Source organism: Nocardioides sp. GXQ0305, from assembly GCF_050880345.1.
Taxonomy (GTDB): Bacteria; Actinomycetota; Actinomycetes; order Propionibacteriales; family Nocardioidaceae; genus Nocardioides.
In genome coordinates this window covers 52,886-73,248 of sequence record NZ_JBNYXG010000004.1, presented here as the reverse complement: position 1 = coordinate 73,248, position 20,363 = coordinate 52,886, and the positions used below count along the sequence as shown (strand labels likewise).

Genomic DNA, 20,363 nt, shown 5'->3' with positions numbered 1-20,363 from the left:
TAGTGTCGCAAGTGGTAGGAGGTGACCAGTGATGTCAGCATCCGATAGCAGGTCCGGCGGGAGCGGTCGCTCCGCGTCCGAGCTCGCCGAGCAGGTGCGCTTCCTCGAGGCCGAGGTGGGGGACCTCCGTCGACGGCTCGGAGAGGCGCCCGGTCACTCGCACGGCCTCGAGCTGCGGCTCGCCGACACCCAGCGCTCGCTCTCCGCGGTCACCGCCCAGAACGAGCGGCTCGCGCAGACCCTCCGGGAGGCCCGCGACCAGATCACGCGGCTCAAGGAGGAGGTCGACCGGCTGGCGCAGCCGCCGGCCGGCTTCGGCACCTTCCTGCAGCGCAACGAGGACGACTCGATCGACGTGTTCACCGGTGGGCGCAAGCTGCGGGTGACCGCGAGCCCGGCCGTCGACCTCGACACCCTGGTCCGCGGCCAGGAGGTGATGCTCAACGAGGCGCTGAACGTCGTCGCCGCCCTCGAGTTCGAGGAGGTCGGCGAGGTGGTGATGTTCAAGGAACGGCTCGCCGACGGCGACCGGGCCCTGGTGATCGCCAACGCCGACGAGGAACGCGTCGTCCGGCTCGCCGAGCCGCTGCGTGACGAGACGCTCCGCGCCGGCGACTCGCTGCTGCTGGACGGTCGCGCCGGCTACGCCTACGAACGGGTCCCCAAGTCCGAGGTCGAGGAGCTGGTCCTCGAGGAGGTCCCCGACATCGCCTACGAGGCGATCGGCGGGCTGAGCGGCCAGATCGAGCAGATCCAGGACGCCGTCGAGCTGCCCTACCTCCACCCCGAGCTGTTCAAGGAGCACCAGCTCAAGCCGCCCAAGGGCGTGCTGCTCTACGGCCCGCCGGGCTGCGGCAAGACCCTGATCGCCAAGGCGGTCGCCAACTCGCTCGCCAAGAAGGTCGCGGCCCGCACCGGCCGATCCGGACAGGGTGGGGAAGGCAAGTCCTACTTCCTCAACATCAAGGGCCCCGAGCTGCTCAACAAGTACGTCGGCGAGACCGAGCGGCACATCCGGCTGGTCTTCCAGCGGGCGCGGGAGAAGGCCGGCCACGGCACGCCCGTGATCGTGTTCTTCGACGAGATGGACTCGCTGTTCCGCACCCGCGGGTCGGGGGTCTCCTCCGACGTCGAGAACACCATCGTTCCCCAGCTGCTCAGCGAGATCGACGGCGTCGAGGCGCTCGAGAACGTGCTGGTGATCGGCGCCTCCAACCGGCCCGACATGATCGACCCGGCGATCCTGCGACCGGGCCGGCTCGACGTGAAGATCAAGATCGAGCGGCCCGACGCCGAGTCGGCGCGCGACATCTTCAGCAAGTACCTCACCGCCGAGCTGCCGCTCCACGAGGACGACCTGCGGGAGTTCGACGGGGACACCTCGGCGACCGCGACCAACATCATCCAGCGCACCGTGGAGCGGATCTACACCGAGTCCGAGGACAACCAGTTCCTCGAGGTCACCTACGCCAACGGCGACAAGGAGATCCTCTACTTCAAGGACTTCAACTCGGGTGCGATGATCCAGAACATCGTCGACCGGGCCAAGAAGATGGCGATCAAGGCCTACCTGGAGCAGGACGAGCGCGGCATCAGCGTGCGCCACCTGATGGCGGCGTGCATCGACGAGTTCAAGGAGAACGAGGACCTGCCCAACACCACGAACCCCGACGACTGGGCCCAGATCGCCGGCAAGAAGGGCGAGCGGATCGTGTTCATCCGCACCCTGATCACCGGCAAGCAGGGCACCGAGCCCGGTCGGTCGATCGACACGGTGGCCAGCACCGGCCAGTACCTCTGAGCTGCTGCGCGTCGTGACAGGGGAGGAGGAGGTCGAGCGCACCGAGGTCGAGGCGGTGCTGGAGGCACGCCGCGAGCTGGGCCCGTCCTACGACCGGGCGCTCGTCGACTCCTTCGCCGACCGCGTCGAGCGCGCCGTCGACCAGCGCGTCGAGGCACGGCTCCAGCGCCGGGGCGACGACGACCGCACCCGGGAGGGGGGACGGATCCGCCAGTTCGTGCTCGGGATCATCTCGGTCGGTGTCGGCGTGCCGATCACCATCGTGCCGACGGTGGCCGCGCCCGAGGGCACCAGCGGGCTGCCGGCGACGGTGGTCGCCTGGCTCGGGATCGTCGCGGTGAACGCCGCGCACGCCGCTGCCGTCAACGGCCCGCGGCGCCGCTCCCACGACGGGTGAGCGCCCACCCCTAGGATCGACCTCATGAAGTGGCTCGTCATCCTCGCCGTCGTGCTGGTCGTGCTGCTCGTCGTGGTGCCACGGATGCGCAAGCGCTGAGCGGCGGGACCCGTCCCGTCACGTCCACCAACTAGGCTCGGGCCCATGAGCGTGCGTCGGGTCATGGGGACGGAGGTCGAGTACGGCATCTCCGTCCAGGGTCAGCCGCTGGCCAACCCGATGGTGGCCTCCTCGCAGGTCGTGAACGCCTACGCCTCCGCCACGGTGAAGGCACGACGCGCGCGGTGGGACTTCGAGGAGGAGTCCCCCCTGCGCGACGCGCGCGGCTTCGACATGTCCCGCCAGGTGGCCGACCCCTCCCAGCTCACCGACGAGGACCTCGGGCTCGCCAACGTCATCCTCACCAACGGCGCCCGCCTCTACGTCGACCACGCCCACCCGGAGTACTCCACCCCCGAGGTCACCACGCCGCTCGACCTGGTGCGGTGGGACAAGGCCGGCGAGCAGGTGATGCTCGACGCGTCGCGCCGCGCCAGCCAGCTCCCCGGCGCCGGGCCGATCAACCTCTACAAGAACACCACCGACAACAAGGGCGTCTCCTACGGCGCCCACGAGAACTACCTGATGCGCCGCAGCACGCCCTTCGGCGAGATCGTGCGCCACCTGACGCCGTTCTTCGTGTCCCGGCAGGTCGTGTGCGGCGCCGGGCGGGTCGGCATCGGCCAGGACGGCCGCGAGCACGGGTTCCAGGTGAGCCAGCGAGCCGACTTCTTCGAGGTCGAGGTCGGCCTGGAGACCACCCTGAAGCGGCCGATCATCAACACCCGCGACGAGCCGCACGCCGACCCCGAGCGCTACCGCCGGCTCCACGTGATCCTGGGCGACCCCAACCTGGCCGAGGTGTCGACCTACCTCAAGGTCGGGACGACCGCGCTGGTGCTCTCGATGATCGAGGACCGGTTCCTGGACCGCGACCTCACTGTCGACGGCGCGGTCGCCGCACTGCGGGCGGTGTCCCACGACCCCACCCTGAAGCAGACCGTCCGGCTCACCGACGGCCGCGAGCTGACCGCCGTGCAGCTGCAGCTGGAGTACCTCGACCTCGCCCGCAAGTACGTCGAGGACCGCTTCGGCTCCGACGCCGACCCGCAGACCCGCGACGTCCTCGCCCGCTGGGAGTCGGTGCTGACCCGGCTCGAGCGGGACCCGCTGGAGTGTGCGTCCGAGCTCGACTGGGTGGCGAAGCTCAAGCTGCTCCAGCACTACCGGGACCGCGACGGACTCGGCTGGGACGACGCCAAGCTGCAGCTCATCGACCTCCAGTACGCCGACGTCCGGCCCGAGAAGGGTCTCTACCACCGGCTGGTCTCGCTGGGACGCATCGAGCGGCTGCTCGACGACGGCTCCGTCGAGGCCGCCATGCACGACCCGCCGGAGGACACCCGCGCCTGGTTCCGTGGCCGGTGCCTGGAGAAGTACTCCGACGCCGTCGCCGCCGCCTCCTGGGACTCCGTCATCTTCGACCTCCCCGGGCGCGAGTCGCTCCAGCGGGTCCCGACCATCGACCCGCTCCGCGGCACCCGCGCCTCCGTGGGCGACCTGATCGACCGCTGCGACACCGCCGAGGCATTGGTGAGCGCGCTCACCCGCTGACGTCGCTGCCCGGCACCGCTGACGCGGTTTCGACGCGCGGTCGCGAGCTCGCAAGCGTGCTCGACCCACCTCCCCACGCCGCGCACTTCCTTGGTCGTGCTCGGCTAGGGTCGGTGCATGGCACAGGAGCAGAAGCAACCGCGGAAGTCCTCGGAGACCGAAGAGGCTCCCGAGGTCGCGACCGAGAGCGACGTCGCCGAGCGCAAGGAAGCCCTCGACGACGACGTCGACGCCATCCTCGACGAGATCGACGACGTCCTCGAGACCAACGCGGAGGACTTCGTGAAGTCGTTCATCCAGAAGGGCGGACAGTGAACGAGTCCCGCCTGCCGGCCGCGTTCCTGCAGCCGGGGTCGTCGTCGTTCGCCGACTTCCTGGCCGGCGCCGCTCCCGACCTGCTGCCGTCGCGGCGCTCGGTGCCCCAGGGGCAGGCCGGCGACCTGGCCCCCCACGCGACGACCATCGTCGCGGCGACCTACCCCGGCGGGATCGTGATGGCGGGCGACCGCCGCGCCACGATGGGCAACGTCATCGCCCAGCGCGACATCGAGAAGGTCTTCCCTGCCGACGAGTACTCCGCCGTCGGCATCGCCGGCACCGCCGGCCTCGCGGTCGAGCTGGTGCGGCTCTTCCAGACCGAGCTCGAGCACTACGAGAAGATCGAGGGCACCACGCTCTCCATGGACGGCAAGGCCAACCGCCTGGCCGCGCTGATCCGCAACAACCTCGGCATGGCGATGCAGGGCCTCGCAGTCGTCCCGCTCTTCGCCGGTTTCGACCTGACCACCGAGCAGGGTCGGATCTTCAGCTACGACCTCACCGGCGGCCGCTACGAGGAGACCGCCTTCCACTCGGTCGGCTCCGGCTCCCTCTTCGCCCGCGGGTCGCTGAAGAAGCTCTACCGCGACGACCTCACCGAGGTCGACGCCGTCACGGTGGTCGTGCAGGCGCTCTACGACGCCGCCGACGACGACTCCGCCACCGGCGGGCCCGACCTGACCCGGCGGATCTTCCCGGTCGTCCACGTGATCACGGCCGAGGGCGGCCGACGGCTCGCGGACTCCGAGGTGGCGGAGGTGGCCGACCGGATGATCGCCGGCCGGATGCAGCGGCCCGACGGTCCCGCCGCCGCGTCGCTCACCGGGGGTGACGCCTCGTGACCGAGCGCAGCGAGGGAACCATGCAAGGGAGCTATGCCCTGGCATCCTCCGGGACGGCCGGAGGCCGGCCATGAGTATGCCGTTCTACGTGTCGCCGGAGCAGGTCATGAAGGACCGCGCCGACTACGCCCGCAAGGGCATCTCACGCGGGCGCTCGGTGGTCGCCGTCCAGTACGCCGACGGCGTCCTGTTCGCCTCCGAGAACCCGTCCCAGGCGCTCCACAAGGTTTCGGAGATCTACGACCGGATCGCGTTCGCCGCCGTGGGCCGCTACAACGAGTTCGAGAACCTGCGGATCGCCGGGGTGCGGCTGGCGGACATGCGTGGCTACGCCTACGACCGCCGTGACGTCACCGGGCGCGGTCTCGCGAACGCCTACGCCCAGACGCTCGGCACCATCTTCTCCAGCGGCGGCGAGAAGCCGTACGAGGTGGAGATCTTCGTCGCCGAGGTGGGCGAGGCCGCCGCGGACGACCAGATCTACCGGCTGACCTACGACGGCCAGGTGGCCGACGTCCAGGGGTTCGCGGTGATGGGTGGCGCGGTCGACACCGTGGCCGAGTACCTCTCCTCGAGGTTCGCGGGCGGGCTGTCGCTCGACGAGGCGCTCGCCCTGGCGGTCGGTGCGCTGGGCCACTCCGAGAGCGGCGACCGCGTCGTCCCCGACACCGACCTCGAGGTCGCCGTGCTCGACCGCACCCGGGTCCAGCCCCGCAAGTTCCGCCGGCTGCGCCCCGAGGAGCTGCACCGTCGCCTCGGCGACCGGGTCGCGGAGGCCGCCGACGAGCCACGTGACGAGGACGCCGCCGTGCCGTCACCGGCCGCGGCGTCGCCGACCGACGAGCCCGGTGACCCCACCGACCAGACGAGCGGGGCGGTCCCTCCGCTGGAGAACCCGCACACCGGTGAGCCCCTCCCACGACCGACCGACCCGGTGGCTCCCGACGAGCCTCCGGTGGCTCCACCGATCGACCCGAACGACCCCCTGGGGTGAGCGCGCCGCGCGGTCCGCAACCCTCCTTCGTCGACAACTTGTCAACAAACTGTCAACGATCCTTGTGCTGCGCGGCCCGCGGACCCTTCAATGAGGGGGTCAGCGAGCGACTCAGGGGGATGTCGCGATGGTGGGGGAGACAACAGCGCTCAGTGGGCTGAAGCGGCGCGGCTTCTTGGCGGGAGCGGGCGCTGTGGCGGCGGGCCTGGGCACGACGCACGACGCGCACGCAGCGACGGCGCAGCTGGCCGGACCACTGGTCCGCCGGGACGTCTGGTCGCTCAGCGCGCCGTGGAACGCCTACACCGAGGCCTACGCCCGCGCCGTGCGCCTGATGCAGCAGCGGGACCCGAGGGACCCGACCAGCTGGGCGTTCCAGGCGGCGATCCACGGGACCTTCTCGAGCCCGGAGGACCCGACCTGGAACCAGTGCCAGCACCAGAGCTGGCACTTCTTCCCGTGGCACCGGGTCTACCTCTACTACTTCGAGCGCATCGTCCGGGCCGCGGTGGCGCAGATCGGCGGGCCCAGCGACTGGGCGCTGCCCTACTGGAACTGGGACCGGCCGTTCCCGTCCAACACGCTTCCCCAGGCCTTCCGCGTGCCCCAGCTCCCCGACGGCTCCGAGAACCCGCTCTACCTGCCGCTGCGGCGCACCGACGCGATGATGGCCGGCTTCCAGTTCACGACGCGCCAGACCTCCACGGTCAAGGCCATGCGGACCACGCAGTTCGCCACCCCTGACGGGAGGCGCAGCTTCGGGGGCGGTATGCAGCCGGTCGCCCAGTTCGCGGGCGCCCTGGGAGCCATGGAGAAGCAGCCCCACAACGTCATCCACGTCCAGATCGGGAGCAGGGCACGCCCGAACTGCACCGGTGGCTGGATGGGGGTCATCAAGTGCGCCGCCAACGACCCGGTGTTCTTCCTGCACCACGCCAACGTCGACCGGCTGTGGGACGTCTGGCTCGCCCAGGGCGGCGGCCGGGCCAACCCGACCGACACCGCGTGGCTCAACCAGCCCTTCACCATGTACGACGAGAACGGACAGCCGGTGACGCTGCGCTCCCGCGACGTGGTCGACACCGCAGGCCAGCTCGGCGTGGTCTACGGATGATCCGGGCAACCACTCCGAGGAGCTGACCGATGGCAACCCGAGACCGACGACGGCGTCCCCCCGAGCTGGTGGCGGCCACCGAGCAACCGGTGCGCCTCGACGGCCGCGCCCGGTCGGTGCGGCCTCGCCCCGCGCCGCGGGCCGCCCGACTGCTGGCCGAGGCCGGCCCCGGCGTGAGCACCGAGTCGCAGGGACGGCGGGTGATGCTGAACATCGAGGACCTCAGCGCCGACCTCAACCCGGGCGTCGTCTACGGCGTCTACCTCAACCTGCCGCGCAACTGGACCGAGCGCGACCGCAACCACCACCACGTCGGGAACGTCACGGTGTTCGGCATCGAGGCGATGAACGACCCGGACCCCACCCACGACCACGTGGCCGGCATGCGGCACACCTTCGACATCACCCGCAAGCTCCGGGTGCTCGAGCGATCGGGCCGCGTGAGGTCACGCGACGACCTCGACGTCACGTTCCTGCTCGAGCTGCCGGTGCCGCCGCCCGGCTACCGCGGCAACCCCGACTTCGTGCTGGCCGAGTTCTACGACAACGCCCGCTCCCGTCCGATCAGGGTCGGCCGTGTCAGTGTCTTCGTGGACTGAGGTCGCTCCGCGCGCTCGGGTGGGTGCCGCGGCGGACTGGCTGGCCTGGCGACCCGAGTGGCCGGTCGCGGCCCTCTCGGGCGCGGCGTGGGCAGTGCTGCTGGTGCAGCACGCGGGGCCCTCCGGGGCGGCGGGTGCTCACCACGGCGCGTCCACCGCCACGACGGCGTCCACCACGTCGCTGACGTGGTGGACCGTGATGTGCGTGGCGATGATGGTGCCGCTGGCGCTCCCGGGCGCACGGCACGTCGGTCTCAACTCGCCGCACGGTCGCCGGCTGACGGGGGTCGCCGTCTTCACGACCGCCTTCCTGCTGCCCTGGGTCGGGTACGGCGTGGTCGTGCTGTGGCTCACCGACCTCGCCCTGTCCCGGGGTGTCGCCCCCGTCGCCCTCGGCTCCGGGCTGCTCGTGCTCGCCGCCGCGTGGCAGCTGACCCACTGGAAGCGGCAGGCCGTGCTGTCCTGCAGCCGGAGCGTCCCGCTGGCGCCGTTCGGGAGGCGTGCGATGACCACGCGCGTCGAGTTCGGCGCGCGCCAGTCGCTGCGCTGCATGGCGGCGTGCTGGCCGCTCATGGCGCTGATGGCAGTGCTCCCGCACGGGAGGGCCGGGCTGCTGGCGATGGTCCTGATCACCCTCGCGATGGTCGCGGAGGCGCAGTCGCGGCACCGCCGGCCGCTGATCCCGTGGCTGGCGGCACCCCTGGTGCTCGCTGCTGCTGTCACCGGTGCGGTGGTGGTGTGACCATGACCCGACTGGCGGACTCGGCGACCCACAGGTTCCGGAAGGGCGTGAAGCTCGGGAAGTTCGCGTACCGGCGCGGCACCGCCTCCCTGCGCGCGCTCCCCGACTTCCTGGTGATCGGGACCCAGAAGGGCGGCACCACCTACCTCTACAAGGTGCTGTCCGAGCACCCCGACGTCCTTCCCGCGTTCAAGAAGGAAGTGCACTACTTCGACCTCCACTACGACCAGGGGGAGGGCTGGTACCGCGCCTACTTCCCCCTGCGCGCGCGGCTGACCGAGCGGACGATCACCGGCGAGGCCAGCCCGTACTACCTCTTCCACCCGCACGCGCCCGGGCGCGCGGCGGCGTTGCTCCCGGACGCGAAGCTGATCGTGCTGCTGCGCAACCCGGTCGACCGGGCCTACTCCCACTACCAGCACCAGGTGACCCAGTGGGCGGCCGAGGGGCACGAGACGCTGTCCTTCGAGGCGGCGGTCGATGCCGAGGAGGAGCGCCTCGACGGCGAGCTGGCCAGGCTGATGCACGACGACGTGGTCCACAGCCCCAACTTCCGGAGCTACTCCTACCTGGCGAGGGGCCACTACGTCGACCAGCTGATGGCCTGGAACGAGGTCTACGACCGCGACCAGATGCTCGTGCTGAAGAGCGAGGACTTCTTCGCCGACGAGCCGCGGACCCTGGCCACGATCCTCGACTTCCTCGGGCTGGCGAGCTGGGCCCCCGAGCGGTCGGTGTCCATCCCGAACAAGCGCGAGTACTCCAGCCTCAGCCCCGACCTCCGGCGGCGGCTGGTCGACTACTTCGAGCCCCACAACAAGCGGCTCTACGACTACCTCGGGACCGACTTCGGGTGGTAGCCGACGGCGGGAGGTCCGTGCTCAGCCGAGCGCCCGTCCGTAGAAGTCCAGCATCGCCTCGCTGACCCGCTGGATCGTGTTGCGGCTGCGGAAGCGGCAGGAGGCCACCTCGGCCCGGGCCGCCGCGGCAGCCGGGTCGCCGAGGGCGTCCACGACGGCGCGAGCGAGCGCGGAGGGGTCGGAGACGGGCACGAGGAGCGCGCCCTCGCCGGTGATCGTCTCCCGGATGGCCGCCACGTCGCCGGCGACGACGGGCGTGCCGATGCCCATCGCCTCCAGGACGGCGCTGCCGAGGCCCTCCCACCGCGACGGGGCCGCGAACACGTCGGCCGCGGCGATCAGGTCGGGGACGTCGGTGCGCGGGCCCAGGAGGTGGACGCACCCGGTGACGCCGCCCTCGTCGGCACGACGCCGGAGCAGCTCGGTCGCGGTTCCCTCGCGGCCCGCGATGACCAGCTGGGCGTCTGGCTGGGCCCGCCTGATCTCGGCGAACGCGCTGACGAGCGTGTCGAGGCCCTTCTGGTACTCGTGCCGGGCGGCGGCCACGACCACGGGCACGTCGTCGGCCAGTCCGATCCGCTGGCGTACGGCGTGCCGGCGCTCGGCGGACCGGTCGCCCAGCACGGCGAGGTCGCGGCCCCGCGGCACCACGTCGATCCGGGAGCGCCGGATGAGCAGCCGCCTGGACATGATGCCGGCCACGTAGTCGGTGAGCGCGTGGAAGCGGCGTACCGTCCGGCAGCTCGCGGCGTCGGCCAGCTGCGCCGCCCGCACCTTGCGGGCGCTGAGCTCCGGGGCGTCGCGGTGCTCGGGCCCGTAGGCGACGTTGACCAGGCTCGACACCACGGGAGTGCGGGTGGCCGCCGCCGCCCAACGGCCGGCGAGGTCGGCCTCGTACAGCGTGGTGTGCACCAGGTCCGGGCGCCGCTGGCGGATCAGCCCGGCCAGGGCGCGGGTCCGGGGGAGGCGACCCGGCTCGAGGACGGGGACGACGTGCGCCCCGGCGTCCCTGAGGTCGTCCTGGAACCCCGGGCGCTCGGTGAGGTAGGCGATGTCCAGGGTGACGCCGGCACCCATCAGGTGGGGCGCCATCGCGGCGAGCGCCTGCTCGGCCCCACCGGGACGGTCGAGGCTGTCGATGACGTACAGCACGTGCACCGGCTTGCTCCCTAGGTCCGTGCCTCGCCCGAGGCGGGTGTGTGTCGGGACACCACCCACCGCGCGAGCGGTCCGCGGCCGCGGACCCACGTGGTGTCGTGGCGGTCGGTGGCACCGAAACGGTACTTGTACGGCTCCGGTCCGCGCAGGAAGTCGAAGACCCGGCACCCGGCCGCGTGGGCGGCCTGCATCGCGTTCGCGACCAGCACCGTGCCCAGGCCGAACCGGGCCAGCGACTGGTCCCAGCCGGTCTGGTAGTAGGCGAAGGTGGTGCCCCACCGGAACCCGTACAGCACCCCGACGACCTCCTCGCCCCGCCTGGCCACGACCGCGGCGGGTCCGCAGTCGGTGGTCGCGCGTCGGAGGAGGGCGAGGTGGAACCGCCGGCGGTCTGCGGTGAAGCTCGTCGCCCAGCCCTGCTCGCCGGCCCGGGATCCGTGCAGCGCGACCAGGTCGTCGAGCACGTCGGGCGTGACCTGGCCTGGAGCGAGCCAGCCGAAGGACAGTCCCTCCTCGGCCAGCTTCCGCTCGTCGTACCGGACCCGCTTGCGGAGCTTGCTCGACCCGGTCGGCAACGGTCCGTCGAGGTCGACCCGCGGGCACGGGGTGTCCGCGACGGGGCGGAGGCCCGGCACGAGTCCGGCGGCACCGGCGTCGGGGTCGAAGCCGGCGAGCAGCAGGGTGCCACGACCGATCGTCCGGTCCAGCCACCGCACCACGTCGTCGTGGCGGTGCGGGGCCACGACCCACCCCAGGTGGTCGGCGGCCCCCGGGCCGCTGCCCATCGCTGCCCAGGGCCCGGGCAGAAGCCTCAGGCGCGGGTGCAGCGGCTCGCGGGTCAGCCCGACCACGGCCTCGAGCCCCTCGGGGCCGTGCCAGAGCGCCAGGCGAGCGGGCCGGGACGGGGCCAGGACCTCCCACCACGCCAGCTGCCAGTCGGGCGTCGCGAAGTACGACGGCCACGGCTGGGAGGCCACCAGCGTGCGCCAGGCGGCCACGTGGGCCTCGGCCTCGTGCGGCGCAGCGAGGACCTCGGGAGCACCCATCAGCGCCGACCGGCCGCTCGGTGCACGGCGGGGTGCAGGCCGCTGAGGATCGTCGCGTACCGGTCCAGGGAGGTGTCCGACCCGGTGCGCACGCGCGACAACCGCAACGGGTCGACCCCCGGTGCGGGCGCCGAGAGCCGGTGGTCGAACAGGAAGCCCGCCCGGTAGCCGAGCCGCCGAAGGACCTCCTCGGCGCGCAGGTCGTGGTTGCCGTTCGGGTACGCGAAGGCCCGTGGCGGCCGGCCCAGGGCCCGGGTGAGCGCCTCGTGCGCCTGCTCGACCTGCCGCTCCGCCTCCTGCGTCGAGCAGCGGTCCAGGCAGGGATGGGACCAGGTGTGGTTGCCGATCTCGACGCCGCCCTGCTCGAGGGTCAGCAGGTCGGCGGTCGTCAGCTGCCGCATCGACGTGTCGAGGTCCGGCGCCTGGGCGCGGAGCGCCTCAAGCACCTCCAGGCGACGCGTGTCGGGGACGGTCTTCAACCACCCGACCAGCTCGGTGGCCGTCTGGCCGGGGGCCTCCGGAGCCCGCGCACCCGCGGCGTGGAGCCGTTCGGCCTCGGTCCACCAGAACGGCTGCGAGCCGTCCAGCAGCCCGGGGAGCACGAACGCGACCGCCGGGACGCCGCGTTCGCGCAGCAGGGGCAGGCCGGCGTCCAGCACGCTGGCGAAGCCGTCGTCGAAGGTGACGAGGACGGAGTGCCGGGGGAGCGGCTGGCTCCCGTCGAGCGCGGCGAGCACGGCCTCGAGGGAGACCGGCGTCCAGTGCTCGACGACGTGGTCGAGCTGGCGGCGGAGCTGGGCCGGGTCGTCGACGCCGTGGTAGGCGAGCACCGCCAGCAGTCCACGCGAGCGCCGGCGGAACACCAGCTGCGCGGGTGACCTGCGGAGGGCGCGATCGGCACCTCGACGCAGGGTGGCGCGGCTCATGGTTCCTCCCCCGGGTGGAGCGAGCGTCACGATAGCAACGCCGTGGGCCGGGGAGGCCGCGGTCTAGACGTCGCCCGGGCGCGGTCGGGTGACATAGGGTGGTGCGCGCCTTCCGAGGCATGTGGGGACAAGGGGGAGGGCATGGGACTGCAGGGTGTGACGTGGCGACCGGACGACGTCGACCCGACGATCGCCGCGCAGTGGGACCAGATGGCCTCCGGGCGGGGCACCCAGGCCGACGTCCTCAGCTCCCACGCGTGGTTTCGGGCCGTGCTCGACGGCCGCCTGGGGGCCGACCCCCACGTCGCGATCCCGGCCGTCCTGCGTGACGACGTCCCGGTGGGGCTGCTCCCGCTGCGGCGCAAGGGCTGGCTCTGGACGGCGGCGCACGACGACCACGGACCCCGCGTCCGTCCGGTCCTGGACTCGACCGCGCCCGAGGCGGAGACGCTCGGGATGCTGGTCGACCAGATGGGGCAGGCCGGCGTCCGCGAGCTGGTGCTGAGGGGTCTGCCGACCCGCGACCCCGCCACGACGGCCCTGGTCGCGGCGCTGCGCGAGGCGGGGTTCGACACCGAGGTGCGCGAGAAGCGCACCGACAACGTCGTGGTGGTGACCGACGACACCGAGGCCTACGAACGCAGCCTGCGCAAGCTGGCCACGTCGTGCCGGTCCCGGGAGCGGCGGGTCAGCCCCTTCTGGGACATGGAGGTGACCACCTACGGGAACGACGGGAAGCCGCTCGACGAGGGCGTGGCCCTGTTCGAGGCCATCTCCGCCGAGAGCTGGAAGGGCGCCCGCAGGGTCGCCGCGCGCCGGACCCGGCAGACCCTGCTGGCCCGGGCCGACGAGCGCGGCTGGGTGTCCCTGGTGATCCTGACGATCGGCGGGCGACCCGCGGCGGGCAACGTCTACTTCCGGCTGGGCGAGGTGTTCTGCGGGTGGAACACCGTCTACGACCAGAGGATGGCCGTGCTGTCGCCGGGCCACATCCTCCACAACCACGTCCAGCAGACCGTCCACCTCGACCCCCCGGGGCTGATGGACCTGCTCCCCGGCAACAACGCCTTCAAGGACACCCTCAAGGTCCAGCAGCCGGCGCTGCTCGACGTGGAGGCCCGCCGCCCCGGGGGGCTGCGCAGCGCCAGCCACCCCGCGCGTCGCTGGGCCCGCCACCACCTGCCCCATGCGCAGTACCGGGCGCAGATGCGTCTGGTGCAGCTGCGCAACGGGCTCCGGCGCCGGCGGGCGAGCGCGGCACCCGACCAGCGGCTGCGGATCACCCCCGGGCCGGGCGCAGGCGGGGAGGGGACCGTCGCGGAGATCGAGCCGACCGTGGCGCTGCAGCGCTACGTCGCCGTCGTCCACGGCCTCCCCAGCGCCACCGCGGTGACCTCCCGGTGGCCCGACGACCGCTGGTTCCACGTCGACCTCGAGGCCGGGGGCAGTGCCCTGGCCCGGCTGGCCGCGGCGGCCGCACCCGACGAGGCCGGCGCGGCCACGGCGGCGATCCTCGAGGTGGTCCCCCTCGAGGCCGGCACCCACCTGCGGAAGGTCGCCGAGGCGGTCGCGACCCAGGTCGGCGAGACCGTCGAGCTGGTCCTGCCCCGCGGCGCCTCCGAGGTCGCCTCCGAGGACGACCTGCCGGCGTTGCCCTGGTCGCCACAGCTCCTCGCCGAGGGTCCGCGCCCCGGTCCTGACCCGACCTCCTCTTCGCGCAGGTGACCCCGCTCGCTCGGTCGTGCGCCTAGGCTGAGGTCGTGGACCGACGGATCTTCGGGATCGAGAACGAGTACGGCGTGACGTGCACGTTCCACGGTCAGCGCCGCCTGAGCCCCGACGAGGTGGCCCGGTACCTGTTCCGCAAGGTGGTCAGCTGGGGACGGAGCAGCAACGTGTTCCTCCGCAACGGCGCCCGCCTCTACCTCGACGTGGGGAGCCACCCGGAGTACGCGACGCCGGAGTGCGACGACGTGACCGAGCTGGTCACCCACGACAAGGCGGGGGAGCGGGTGCTCGAGGGGCTCCTGCTCGACGCGGAGCAGCGTCTCCACGACGAGGGCATCGCCGGCGAGATCTATCTGTTCAAGAACAACACCGACTCCGCCGGCAACTCCTACGGCTGCCACGAGAACTACCTGGTGAGCCGGTCCGGGGAGTTCAGCCGGCTGGCCGACGTGCTCATCCCGTTCCTGGTCACCCGCCAGATCGTGGTCGGCGCGGGCAAGGTGACCCAGACGCCGCGCGGGGCGACGTACAGCGTCAGCCAGCGGGCGGAGCACATCTGGGAGGGCGTCAGCAGCGCCACGACCCGCAGCCGGCCGATCATCAACACCCGCGACGAGCCGCACGCAGACGCCGAGAAGTACCGCCGGCTGCACGTCATCGTCGGCGACTCCAACATGAGCGAGACCACCACCATGCTGAAGGTCGCCAGCTGCGACCTGGTGCTCCGGATGATCGAGGAGGGCGTGGTCATGCGCGATCTCACCCTCGAGAACCCGATCCGCGCGATCCGCGAGATCTCCCACGACGTCACCGGGCGCCGCCGGGTCCGCCTCGCCAACGGCCGCGAGGCCAGCGCGCTGGAGATCCAGCAGGAGTACCTCGGCAAGGCGCGCGAGTTCGTCGACCGGCGCGAGCTGGTGACGCCGGTGCTCGAGCAGGCGCTCGACCTCTGGGAGCGCGGCCTCAAGGCCGTCGAGGCCGACGACCTCGGGCTCGTCGACCGCGAGATCGACTGGGTCATCAAGTGGAAGCTGATCGACCGCTACCGGGCCAAGCACGGCCTCCCGCTGGGCCACCCGCGGATCGCCCAGCTCGACCTGGCCTACCACGACATCCATCGCGGCCGCGGCCTCTACTACCTGCTCGAGAAGCGGGGCGCCGTCACGCGGGTCACCAGCGACCTGAAGGTCTTCGAGGCGAAGTCGGTGCCGCCGCAGGACACCCGCGCGCGGCTCCGGGGAGAGTTCATCCGCAAGGCCCAGGAGCGGCGCCGCGACTTCACCGTCGACTGGGTGCACCTCAAGCTCAACGACCAGGCGCAGCGCACGGTGCTGTGCAAGGACCCGTTCCGGTCCCGCGACGAGCGCGTGCAGCGCCTGATCGACGGCATGTGAGTCCACCGCCGGTTCCTGAGAGGATCCGGCGCCGCGGTCACGTGCGGCTCAGGTACGCCGGATAGGGTGGCCGTCGTTTGCCCGCCTGCCCCGACCCGAAGGTGACTCCGTGCTCCGCCGACTCCTGCCCCTCCCTCTCACGCTGCTGCTCGGCGCCACCCTCGTCGCGTGCGGTGACGACTCGGGGGACGACGGCTCCAGCTCCTCCTCCGCCGCTGGCCTCGAGAGCCTGACCATCGACGGCGAGGTCGGTGACGAGCCCCAGGTGACCTTCGACGGCCAGGTGCAGGCCGACGAGGTCGAGACCGAGGTCGTCGAGGAGGGGGACGGCGAGGAGGTCGAGACCGGCGACAGCGTGCTGACCCAGATCTGGATCGGCAACGGCTACCAGGAGGAGAAGGCGTTCAGCACCTACGACGCCGACACCCCGCAGCTGTTCACCGTCGACGAGAAGATGCTCAGCCCGTTCTTCCTCGCCGGCCTCGAGGGCCAGAAGATCGGCAGCCGGGTGGCGGTCGCGGCCTCGGCCGAGACCGCCTTCGGGGAGGCCGGCAACGCGCAGCTCGGCATCGGCAACAAGGACTCGGTGGTCGCGGTCATCGACCTGCTGTCCTCGGTCCCCGACGGACCGGAGGGCCAGGAGCAGAAGGCGCCGTCGTGGGCTCCCGGGCTGCAGGGCGACGAGGAGGCCCCCACCGGCCTCGACTTCAGCGGCACGCCGAAGCCCGACGGTTCCCTGAAGTCGGCGTACCTCATCGAGGGCGAGGGTGAGAAGGTCGAGAAGGGGCAGACGATCGTCGTCGACTACCTCGGCCAGGTCTACGGCGGCAAGAAGCCGTTCGACGAGAGCTTCAGCGCGCAGCCCACCTCGTTCCAGATCGGCGTCGGAGGCGTCGTGAAGGGCTGGGACCAGACCCTGGTGGGCGTGCCCGTCGGCAGCCGGGTCATCATGGCCATCCCGCCGAAGCTCGGCTACGGCGAGAAGGGGAACCCGCAGGCCGGGATCAAGGGCACCGACACGCTCTACTTCGTGGTCGACGTCCTCGCCGCCAACTGACGCGGAAGCCGGCGCAGGAGCAGGTCGCAGAGGGGGTCAGCGGTGGCGGTGCAGAAGAGTGAGCGGCTGCTGAAGCTGCTGATCATGCTGCTGGTGCAGCGGCGGTACGTCGCCAAGGACAAGGTGCGCGAGCTGCTCTACCCCGACTCCGGCGACGAGGCCTTCGAGCGGATGTTCGAGCGGGACAAGGACGACCTGCGCGCGCTCGGCGTCCCGATCGAGGTGGGGTCGCTGGACGCCTACTTCGACGACGAGCCCGGCTACCGGGTCCGCGCCGGTGAGGCGCAGCTGCCCCAGATCGAGCTGACCGCCGACGAGGCCCACGTCGTGGGGCTGGCGACCAAGGTGTGGGAGCACGCCCGGCTGGCCGAGGCCACGACCGAGGGGGTGCGCAAGCTGGCCGCCGCCGGCCACCCGGTCGACGTCGGCGCGCTCGACCTGGTCGAGCCCCGCCTCGGGGCCGACGAGCCAGCCTTCGACGTGTTCTGGGAGGCGACCCAGGACCGCTGCGAGGTCGAGTTCGACTACCAGCCGCTCGGTGGGGAGGTCGCGACCCGCCGGATCCAGCCGTGGGGCGTCGTCCGCTACTCCGGGCGCTGGTACGCCGTCGGGCACGACCTCGACCGCGGTGAGGAGCGGGTGTTCCGCCTGTCCCGCGTGCAGGGGCCGGCTCGCCGGGTGGGGGAGCCGGGTGCCTTCGAGGCGCCCGTCGGGCTCGACATCCGCGAGGTCACCCGGCGCTTCGCCCCGCCCGAGTCGACCGAGCCGGTGACCCTGCTGCTCCGGACGGGGAGCGGTCACTCCTTCCGCCGGGCCGCTGCCTCGGTGGAGGCCGACGTGGCCGGCCCCGACACGGCGACGACCTGGGACCGGGTGGTGCTCGACCGCGGCGGGCTCGACCTCGCCGACGAGGTGCTCGCGCACGGCCCCGACGCGGTCGTGGAGTCGCCGCCGGCGCTGCGCGACGCGGTCGTCCGGCGGCTCACCGCCGTGGTCGGGGACGCCTCGTGACCGGGCAGGCGGGCGCGCGGGAGCAGGTGGGCCGGCTGCTGACGCTGGTCCCGTACCTGCACAGCCGCGGGCAGGTCACGCTGGGGGAGGCCGCGCGGGTGCTCGACGTGCCCCCGGCCCAGGTGGTCAAGGACCTGAAGGTGCTGTTCATGGTGGGGCTGCCGGACGGCTACCCCGACGACCTGATCGACGTCGACCTCGACGCCCTCGAGGGTCCGGACGCCGACGGGGTCATCCGGGTCTCCAACGCCGACTACCTCGCGCGACCGCTGCGTCTCACCGCGACCGAGGCGACGGCGGTGATGGTGGCGCTGCTCGCCCTGCGCGGCGGCGCCTCCGACGACACCCGCGAGGTGGTCGACCGGGCGCTGGCCAAGCTGCAGTCCGCCACCCTCGGCGACGCCCCGGCCGCGGCGATCGACCCCGGCACCGAGCAGCCCGGTGTGGCCGCGGGCCTGCGGGACGAGCTCGAGAGAGCGGTCCGCGAGGGGCGCCAGGTCCGGCTGACGTACTGGGTCCCTTCCCGCGACGAGGAGACCGAGCGGGTCGTCGACCCGCGCCGGGTCGTCAGCAACGGCGGCGCGACCTACCTCGACGCGTGGTGCCACAGCGCCGAGGACGACCGGCTGTTCCGGCTCGACCGGATCCACGCCGCTGCGGTCCTCGACACCCGGGTCGACCCGTCCGTGGTCGCCGACGGCCGGACGGGCGAGGACCTGTTCGACTTCGCCGCCGGCGGCGAGCGGGTGACGATCGAGCTGGACCCCCCGGCACGCTGGGTCGTGGAGTACCACCCGGTCGAGGAGACACGGGAGCTGCCCGACGGGCGGGTCGCGGCCGACCTGATGGTCGCCGACCGGCGCTGGCTGGCGCGGTTGCTGCTGCGGCTCGCGCCGTACGCCCGCGTGGCGGCGCCCGAGGCGCTTCACCGGGAGTTCACGGGGCGGGCACGGGAGACCCTCGGTCTTTACCGGAGTGGGCGCGTACAGTAGACGGGAAGACAGGTCGCTGACCGAGAGCCGATGTGAGGAACGCCCTGATGTACACAATGGTTGCCATGCCCGGTGGCTGGGAGCTCATCCTGATCGTCCTCGTCATCCTGCTCCTCTTCGGCGCCAAGAAGCTCCCCGAGCTCGCCCGGGGCAGTGGTCGTGCACTCCGGATCTTCAAGACCGAGACCAAGGGCCTGGTGGACGACGACCAGCCCGACGCCTCCAAGACGCCGGAGCAGCGCGAGATCGAGGCACGCAACGCGGAGCCGCCCAGCGTCGCCGACGACGCGGTCACGCGCGAGCAGCGCGACACGAGCGCCTGACCCGCCGGTGAGGCTGACAGGCTTCCTCGCCCTCCTCGCCGGCAAGCCCCGTCACCCCGTCGGACCCGACGGGCGGATGGCGCTGTCGGACCACCTCCGGGAGCTGCGGGCCAGGATCCTCAAGATCGCGATCGTCATCCTGATCGCGCTGGTCGCCTCGCTGTTCTTCTTCGACCAGATCTTCGCCCTGGTGCTGGAGCCCTACACCGCCGCGCAGGAGCAGCTGGGCGACCGGGTCGACACCCAGGCGACGATCGCCGGCGCCGGCGGACCGCTGATGCTCTACCTGACCCTGTGCGGGACCGTGGCGGTGGTGCTGACCAGTCCGTTCTGGCTGTACCAGATCTGGGCCTTCATCCTGCCGGGGCTCCACCCCCAGGAGCGCAAGTGGAGCCGGGTCTTCGCGGCGGTCGCGGGTCCGCTCTTCCTGGCCGGTGTGGTGCTGGGGTACTACACGCTGCCCAAGGGTCTGGAGATCCTGATCGGGCTCACCCCGGGCTCCCTGGTCAACCTCGTCGAGTTCGGCGACTACCTCAGCTTCCTGATCCGTACTCTCCTGGTGTTCGGCATCGCCTTCGAGATCCCCGTCTTCGTGATCCTGCTCAACCTCGCCGGCGTCCTGCCGGGCCGTGCCCTCGGCGCGCACCGGGCGTGGATCATCCTGGGCTCGTTCATCTTCGCCGCCATCGCGACCCCGTCCACCGACCCGTTCACCATGCTCTTCCTCGCGGTGCCGATGGTCGCGCTCTTCGGCATCTCCGAGGTCATCGCCCGCACGCTGGACCGGCGCCGTGCGCAGGCCGACCCCGCCGCCGGCCTGGACGACGACGAGCTGTCACCGCTCTGAGCCGGCCGGCGCCACGAGCGCGCGAGTGGCGGCGGCGTCAGGCGAGGAGGTTGAGGGTCCACGGCACGGCCGAGCGAGCGAGGCGCTGACGACCGGGCCTCTCGAAACCGCGAGCTCACTGATGGTCTGACAGGGTGGGTACGTGCCGAATCCCCACCTGACCGAGGCCGACCCGTTCGACCTGCCCGAGTGGCTGGGGACCGGTGATGTCACGTGGGAGTCGCGCTCCGGCCTGCGGACGGGCCACCACGTGCACGGCGTCCTCCTGGGCTCCGGCGAGGACGAGCGGCTCGAGTGCGACCTGTTCGGGGTCGACGAGGCCTTTCCCGCGCCCGTCGCCGACGACGCCGCCCGGACCCGGGCCCACCAGGCGTGGCACTACGGACAGGTGCTGCTGGCCGAGCGCGAGGGGCGGCTCACGCTCTGCGTCCCCGGGCGCGAGCTCGACGCCGACCTCGTGCTCGACGCGCTGACCCGGCTGGCCAAGGCCGTCGGCGCCTCACCGGACCACGTGGCCGCCCGGCTGCGGATCGGAGAGTCCTGACCCGGGCGCCCGAGCGC

21 protein-coding genes are annotated in these 20,363 nt (G+C 72.1%); 18 read left to right on the top strand and 3 right to left on the bottom strand.

The window, feature by feature from the left end:
• Positions 1-31: 31 nt before the first annotated feature.
• From arc to ACQ1X7_RS11845, 10 genes are all read left to right on the top strand, one after another.
• Positions 32-1,801: a proteasome ATPase gene (gene arc, locus ACQ1X7_RS11890; RefSeq protein WP_432478414.1), complete on the top strand. Its 1,770-nt coding sequence runs from the start codon at positions 32-34 to the stop codon at positions 1,799-1,801.
• Between the two features lie 13 nt (positions 1,802-1,814).
• On the top strand, positions 1,815-2,198 hold the full coding sequence (locus ACQ1X7_RS11885) for a hypothetical protein (protein ID WP_432478413.1): 384 nt from the start codon (positions 1,815-1,817) through the stop codon (positions 2,196-2,198).
• A 144-nt stretch (positions 2,199-2,342) separates the two neighbouring features.
• Positions 2,343-3,851: a depupylase/deamidase Dop gene (dop, locus tag ACQ1X7_RS11880; protein WP_432478412.1), complete on the top strand. Its 1,509-nt coding sequence runs from the start codon at positions 2,343-2,345 to the stop codon at positions 3,849-3,851.
• A gap of 117 nt (positions 3,852-3,968) precedes the next feature.
• Entirely contained in the window at positions 3,969-4,166 is a 198-nt protein-coding gene (locus tag ACQ1X7_RS11875; protein WP_432478411.1) for a ubiquitin-like protein Pup, read from the top strand.
• Positions 4,163-5,011 (top strand): proteasome subunit beta, encoded by an 849-nt coding sequence (gene prcB, locus ACQ1X7_RS11870; protein WP_432478410.1) that lies wholly within the window; start codon positions 4,163-4,165, stop codon positions 5,009-5,011. The genes ACQ1X7_RS11875 and prcB overlap by 4 nt, the downstream gene beginning before the upstream one ends.
• A 70-nt stretch (positions 5,012-5,081) precedes the next feature.
• Positions 5,082-6,005, top strand: a complete 924-nt coding sequence (gene prcA / locus ACQ1X7_RS11865; protein WP_432478409.1) for a proteasome subunit alpha — start codon at positions 5,082-5,084, stop codon at positions 6,003-6,005.
• A 127-nt stretch (positions 6,006-6,132) separates the two neighbouring features.
• On the top strand, positions 6,133-7,119 hold the full coding sequence (locus ACQ1X7_RS11860) for a tyrosinase family protein (protein WP_432478408.1): 987 nt from the start codon (positions 6,133-6,135) through the stop codon (positions 7,117-7,119).
• Between the two features lie 29 nt (positions 7,120-7,148).
• The gene (locus ACQ1X7_RS11855; protein WP_432478407.1) at positions 7,149-7,718 is read left to right on the top strand and encodes a hypothetical protein; all 570 of its coding nucleotides are present in this window, start codon (positions 7,149-7,151) and stop codon (positions 7,716-7,718) included.
• A 19-nt stretch (positions 7,719-7,737) separates the two neighbouring features.
• Entirely contained in the window at positions 7,738-8,460 is a 723-nt protein-coding gene (locus ACQ1X7_RS11850) for a DUF2182 domain-containing protein (protein WP_432478406.1), read from the top strand.
• Between the two features lie 2 nt (positions 8,461-8,462).
• A complete protein-coding gene (locus tag ACQ1X7_RS11845) occupies positions 8,463-9,320 on the top strand; it encodes a sulfotransferase domain-containing protein (RefSeq protein ID WP_432478405.1) in 858 nt (285 codons plus the stop codon).
• A 21-nt stretch (positions 9,321-9,341) separates the two neighbouring features.
• Here the strand turns inward: ACQ1X7_RS11845 and ACQ1X7_RS11840 are convergent, their stop codons facing one another.
• From ACQ1X7_RS11840 to ACQ1X7_RS11830, 3 genes are read right to left on the bottom strand one after another with little or no spacing between them, the layout of a single operon-like run.
• Positions 9,342-10,478 carry a glycosyltransferase gene (locus ACQ1X7_RS11840; protein ID WP_432478404.1) on the bottom strand — a complete coding sequence of 379 codons (1,137 nt, stop codon included), beginning with the start codon at positions 10,476-10,478 and terminating at the stop codon, positions 9,342-9,344.
• An 11-nt stretch (positions 10,479-10,489) separates the two neighbouring features.
• Positions 10,490-11,524 (bottom strand): GNAT family N-acetyltransferase, encoded by a 1,035-nt coding sequence (locus ACQ1X7_RS11835; RefSeq protein WP_432478403.1) that lies wholly within the window; start codon positions 11,522-11,524, stop codon positions 10,490-10,492.
• Positions 11,524-12,450: a polysaccharide deacetylase family protein gene (locus ACQ1X7_RS11830; RefSeq protein WP_432478402.1), complete on the bottom strand. Its 927-nt coding sequence runs from the start codon at positions 12,448-12,450 to the stop codon at positions 11,524-11,526. The genes ACQ1X7_RS11835 and ACQ1X7_RS11830 overlap by 1 nt, the downstream gene beginning before the upstream one ends.
• 141 nt (positions 12,451-12,591) lie before the next feature.
• Here ACQ1X7_RS11830 and ACQ1X7_RS11825 point away from each other — a divergent pair, with 141 nt between their 5' ends.
• The 8 genes from ACQ1X7_RS11825 to ACQ1X7_RS11790 all read left to right on the top strand — a co-directional run bounded on the left by ACQ1X7_RS11825 (position 12,592) and on the right by ACQ1X7_RS11790 (position 20,346).
• Positions 12,592-14,175, top strand: coding sequence for a GNAT family N-acetyltransferase (locus ACQ1X7_RS11825; RefSeq protein WP_432478401.1), 1,584 nt, complete (start codon positions 12,592-12,594; stop codon positions 14,173-14,175).
• Between the two features lie 35 nt (positions 14,176-14,210).
• The gene (pafA, locus tag ACQ1X7_RS11820) at positions 14,211-15,572 is read left to right on the top strand and encodes a Pup--protein ligase (protein WP_432478400.1); all 1,362 of its coding nucleotides are present in this window, start codon (positions 14,211-14,213) and stop codon (positions 15,570-15,572) included.
• A gap of 109 nt (positions 15,573-15,681) precedes the next feature.
• Positions 15,682-16,629, top strand: coding sequence for an FKBP-type peptidyl-prolyl cis-trans isomerase (locus tag ACQ1X7_RS11815; RefSeq protein ID WP_432478399.1), 948 nt, complete (start codon positions 15,682-15,684; stop codon positions 16,627-16,629).
• 42 nt (positions 16,630-16,671) lie between these two features.
• Positions 16,672-17,640 (top strand): helix-turn-helix transcriptional regulator, encoded by a 969-nt coding sequence (locus tag ACQ1X7_RS11810; protein WP_432478398.1) that lies wholly within the window; start codon positions 16,672-16,674, stop codon positions 17,638-17,640.
• Positions 17,637-18,632 (top strand): helix-turn-helix transcriptional regulator, encoded by a 996-nt coding sequence (locus tag ACQ1X7_RS11805; RefSeq protein ID WP_432478397.1) that lies wholly within the window; start codon positions 17,637-17,639, stop codon positions 18,630-18,632. The genes ACQ1X7_RS11810 and ACQ1X7_RS11805 overlap by 4 nt, the downstream gene beginning before the upstream one ends.
• A 65-nt stretch (positions 18,633-18,697) precedes the next feature.
• On the top strand, positions 18,698-18,955 hold the full coding sequence (tatA, locus tag ACQ1X7_RS11800) for a Sec-independent protein translocase subunit TatA (RefSeq protein ID WP_432478396.1): 258 nt from the start codon (positions 18,698-18,700) through the stop codon (positions 18,953-18,955).
• A gap of 7 nt (positions 18,956-18,962) precedes the next feature.
• The gene (gene tatC / locus ACQ1X7_RS11795; RefSeq protein ID WP_432478395.1) at positions 18,963-19,802 is read left to right on the top strand and encodes a twin-arginine translocase subunit TatC; all 840 of its coding nucleotides are present in this window, start codon (positions 18,963-18,965) and stop codon (positions 19,800-19,802) included.
• Between the two features lie 142 nt (positions 19,803-19,944).
• A complete protein-coding gene (locus ACQ1X7_RS11790) occupies positions 19,945-20,346 on the top strand; it encodes a hypothetical protein (RefSeq protein ID WP_432478394.1) in 402 nt (133 codons plus the stop codon).
• Positions 20,347-20,363: the final 17 nt, after the last annotated feature.

Excerpts from the sequence above, each read along its gene's own strand:
- arc (WP_432478414.1), top strand. The coding sequence starts at position 32 with ATGTCAGCATCCGATAGCAGGTCCGGCGGGAGCGGTCGCTCCGCGTCC.
- ACQ1X7_RS11875 (WP_432478411.1), top strand. The coding sequence starts at position 3,969 with ATGGCACAGGAGCAGAAGCAACCGCGGAAGTCCTCGGAGACCGAAGAG.
- ACQ1X7_RS11825 (WP_432478401.1), top strand. The coding sequence starts at position 12,592 with ATGGGACTGCAGGGTGTGACGTGGCGACCGGACGACGTCGACCCGACG.
- ACQ1X7_RS11835 (WP_432478403.1), bottom strand. The coding sequence starts at position 11,524 with ATGGGTGCTCCCGAGGTCCTCGCTGCGCCGCACGAGGCCGAGGCCCAC.
- tatA (WP_432478396.1), top strand. The coding sequence starts at position 18,698 with ATGCCCGGTGGCTGGGAGCTCATCCTGATCGTCCTCGTCATCCTGCTC.
- prcA (WP_432478409.1), top strand. The coding sequence starts at position 5,082 with ATGAGTATGCCGTTCTACGTGTCGCCGGAGCAGGTCATGAAGGACCGC.
- ACQ1X7_RS11830 (WP_432478402.1), bottom strand. The coding sequence starts at position 12,450 with ATGAGCCGCGCCACCCTGCGTCGAGGTGCCGATCGCGCCCTCCGCAGG.
- ACQ1X7_RS11855 (WP_432478407.1), top strand. The coding sequence starts at position 7,149 with ATGGCAACCCGAGACCGACGACGGCGTCCCCCCGAGCTGGTGGCGGCC.
- ACQ1X7_RS11860 (WP_432478408.1), top strand. The coding sequence starts at position 6,133 with ATGGTGGGGGAGACAACAGCGCTCAGTGGGCTGAAGCGGCGCGGCTTC.
- ACQ1X7_RS11845 (WP_432478405.1), top strand. The coding sequence starts at position 8,463 with ATGACCCGACTGGCGGACTCGGCGACCCACAGGTTCCGGAAGGGCGTG.
- dop (WP_432478412.1), top strand. The coding sequence starts at position 2,343 with ATGAGCGTGCGTCGGGTCATGGGGACGGAGGTCGAGTACGGCATCTCC.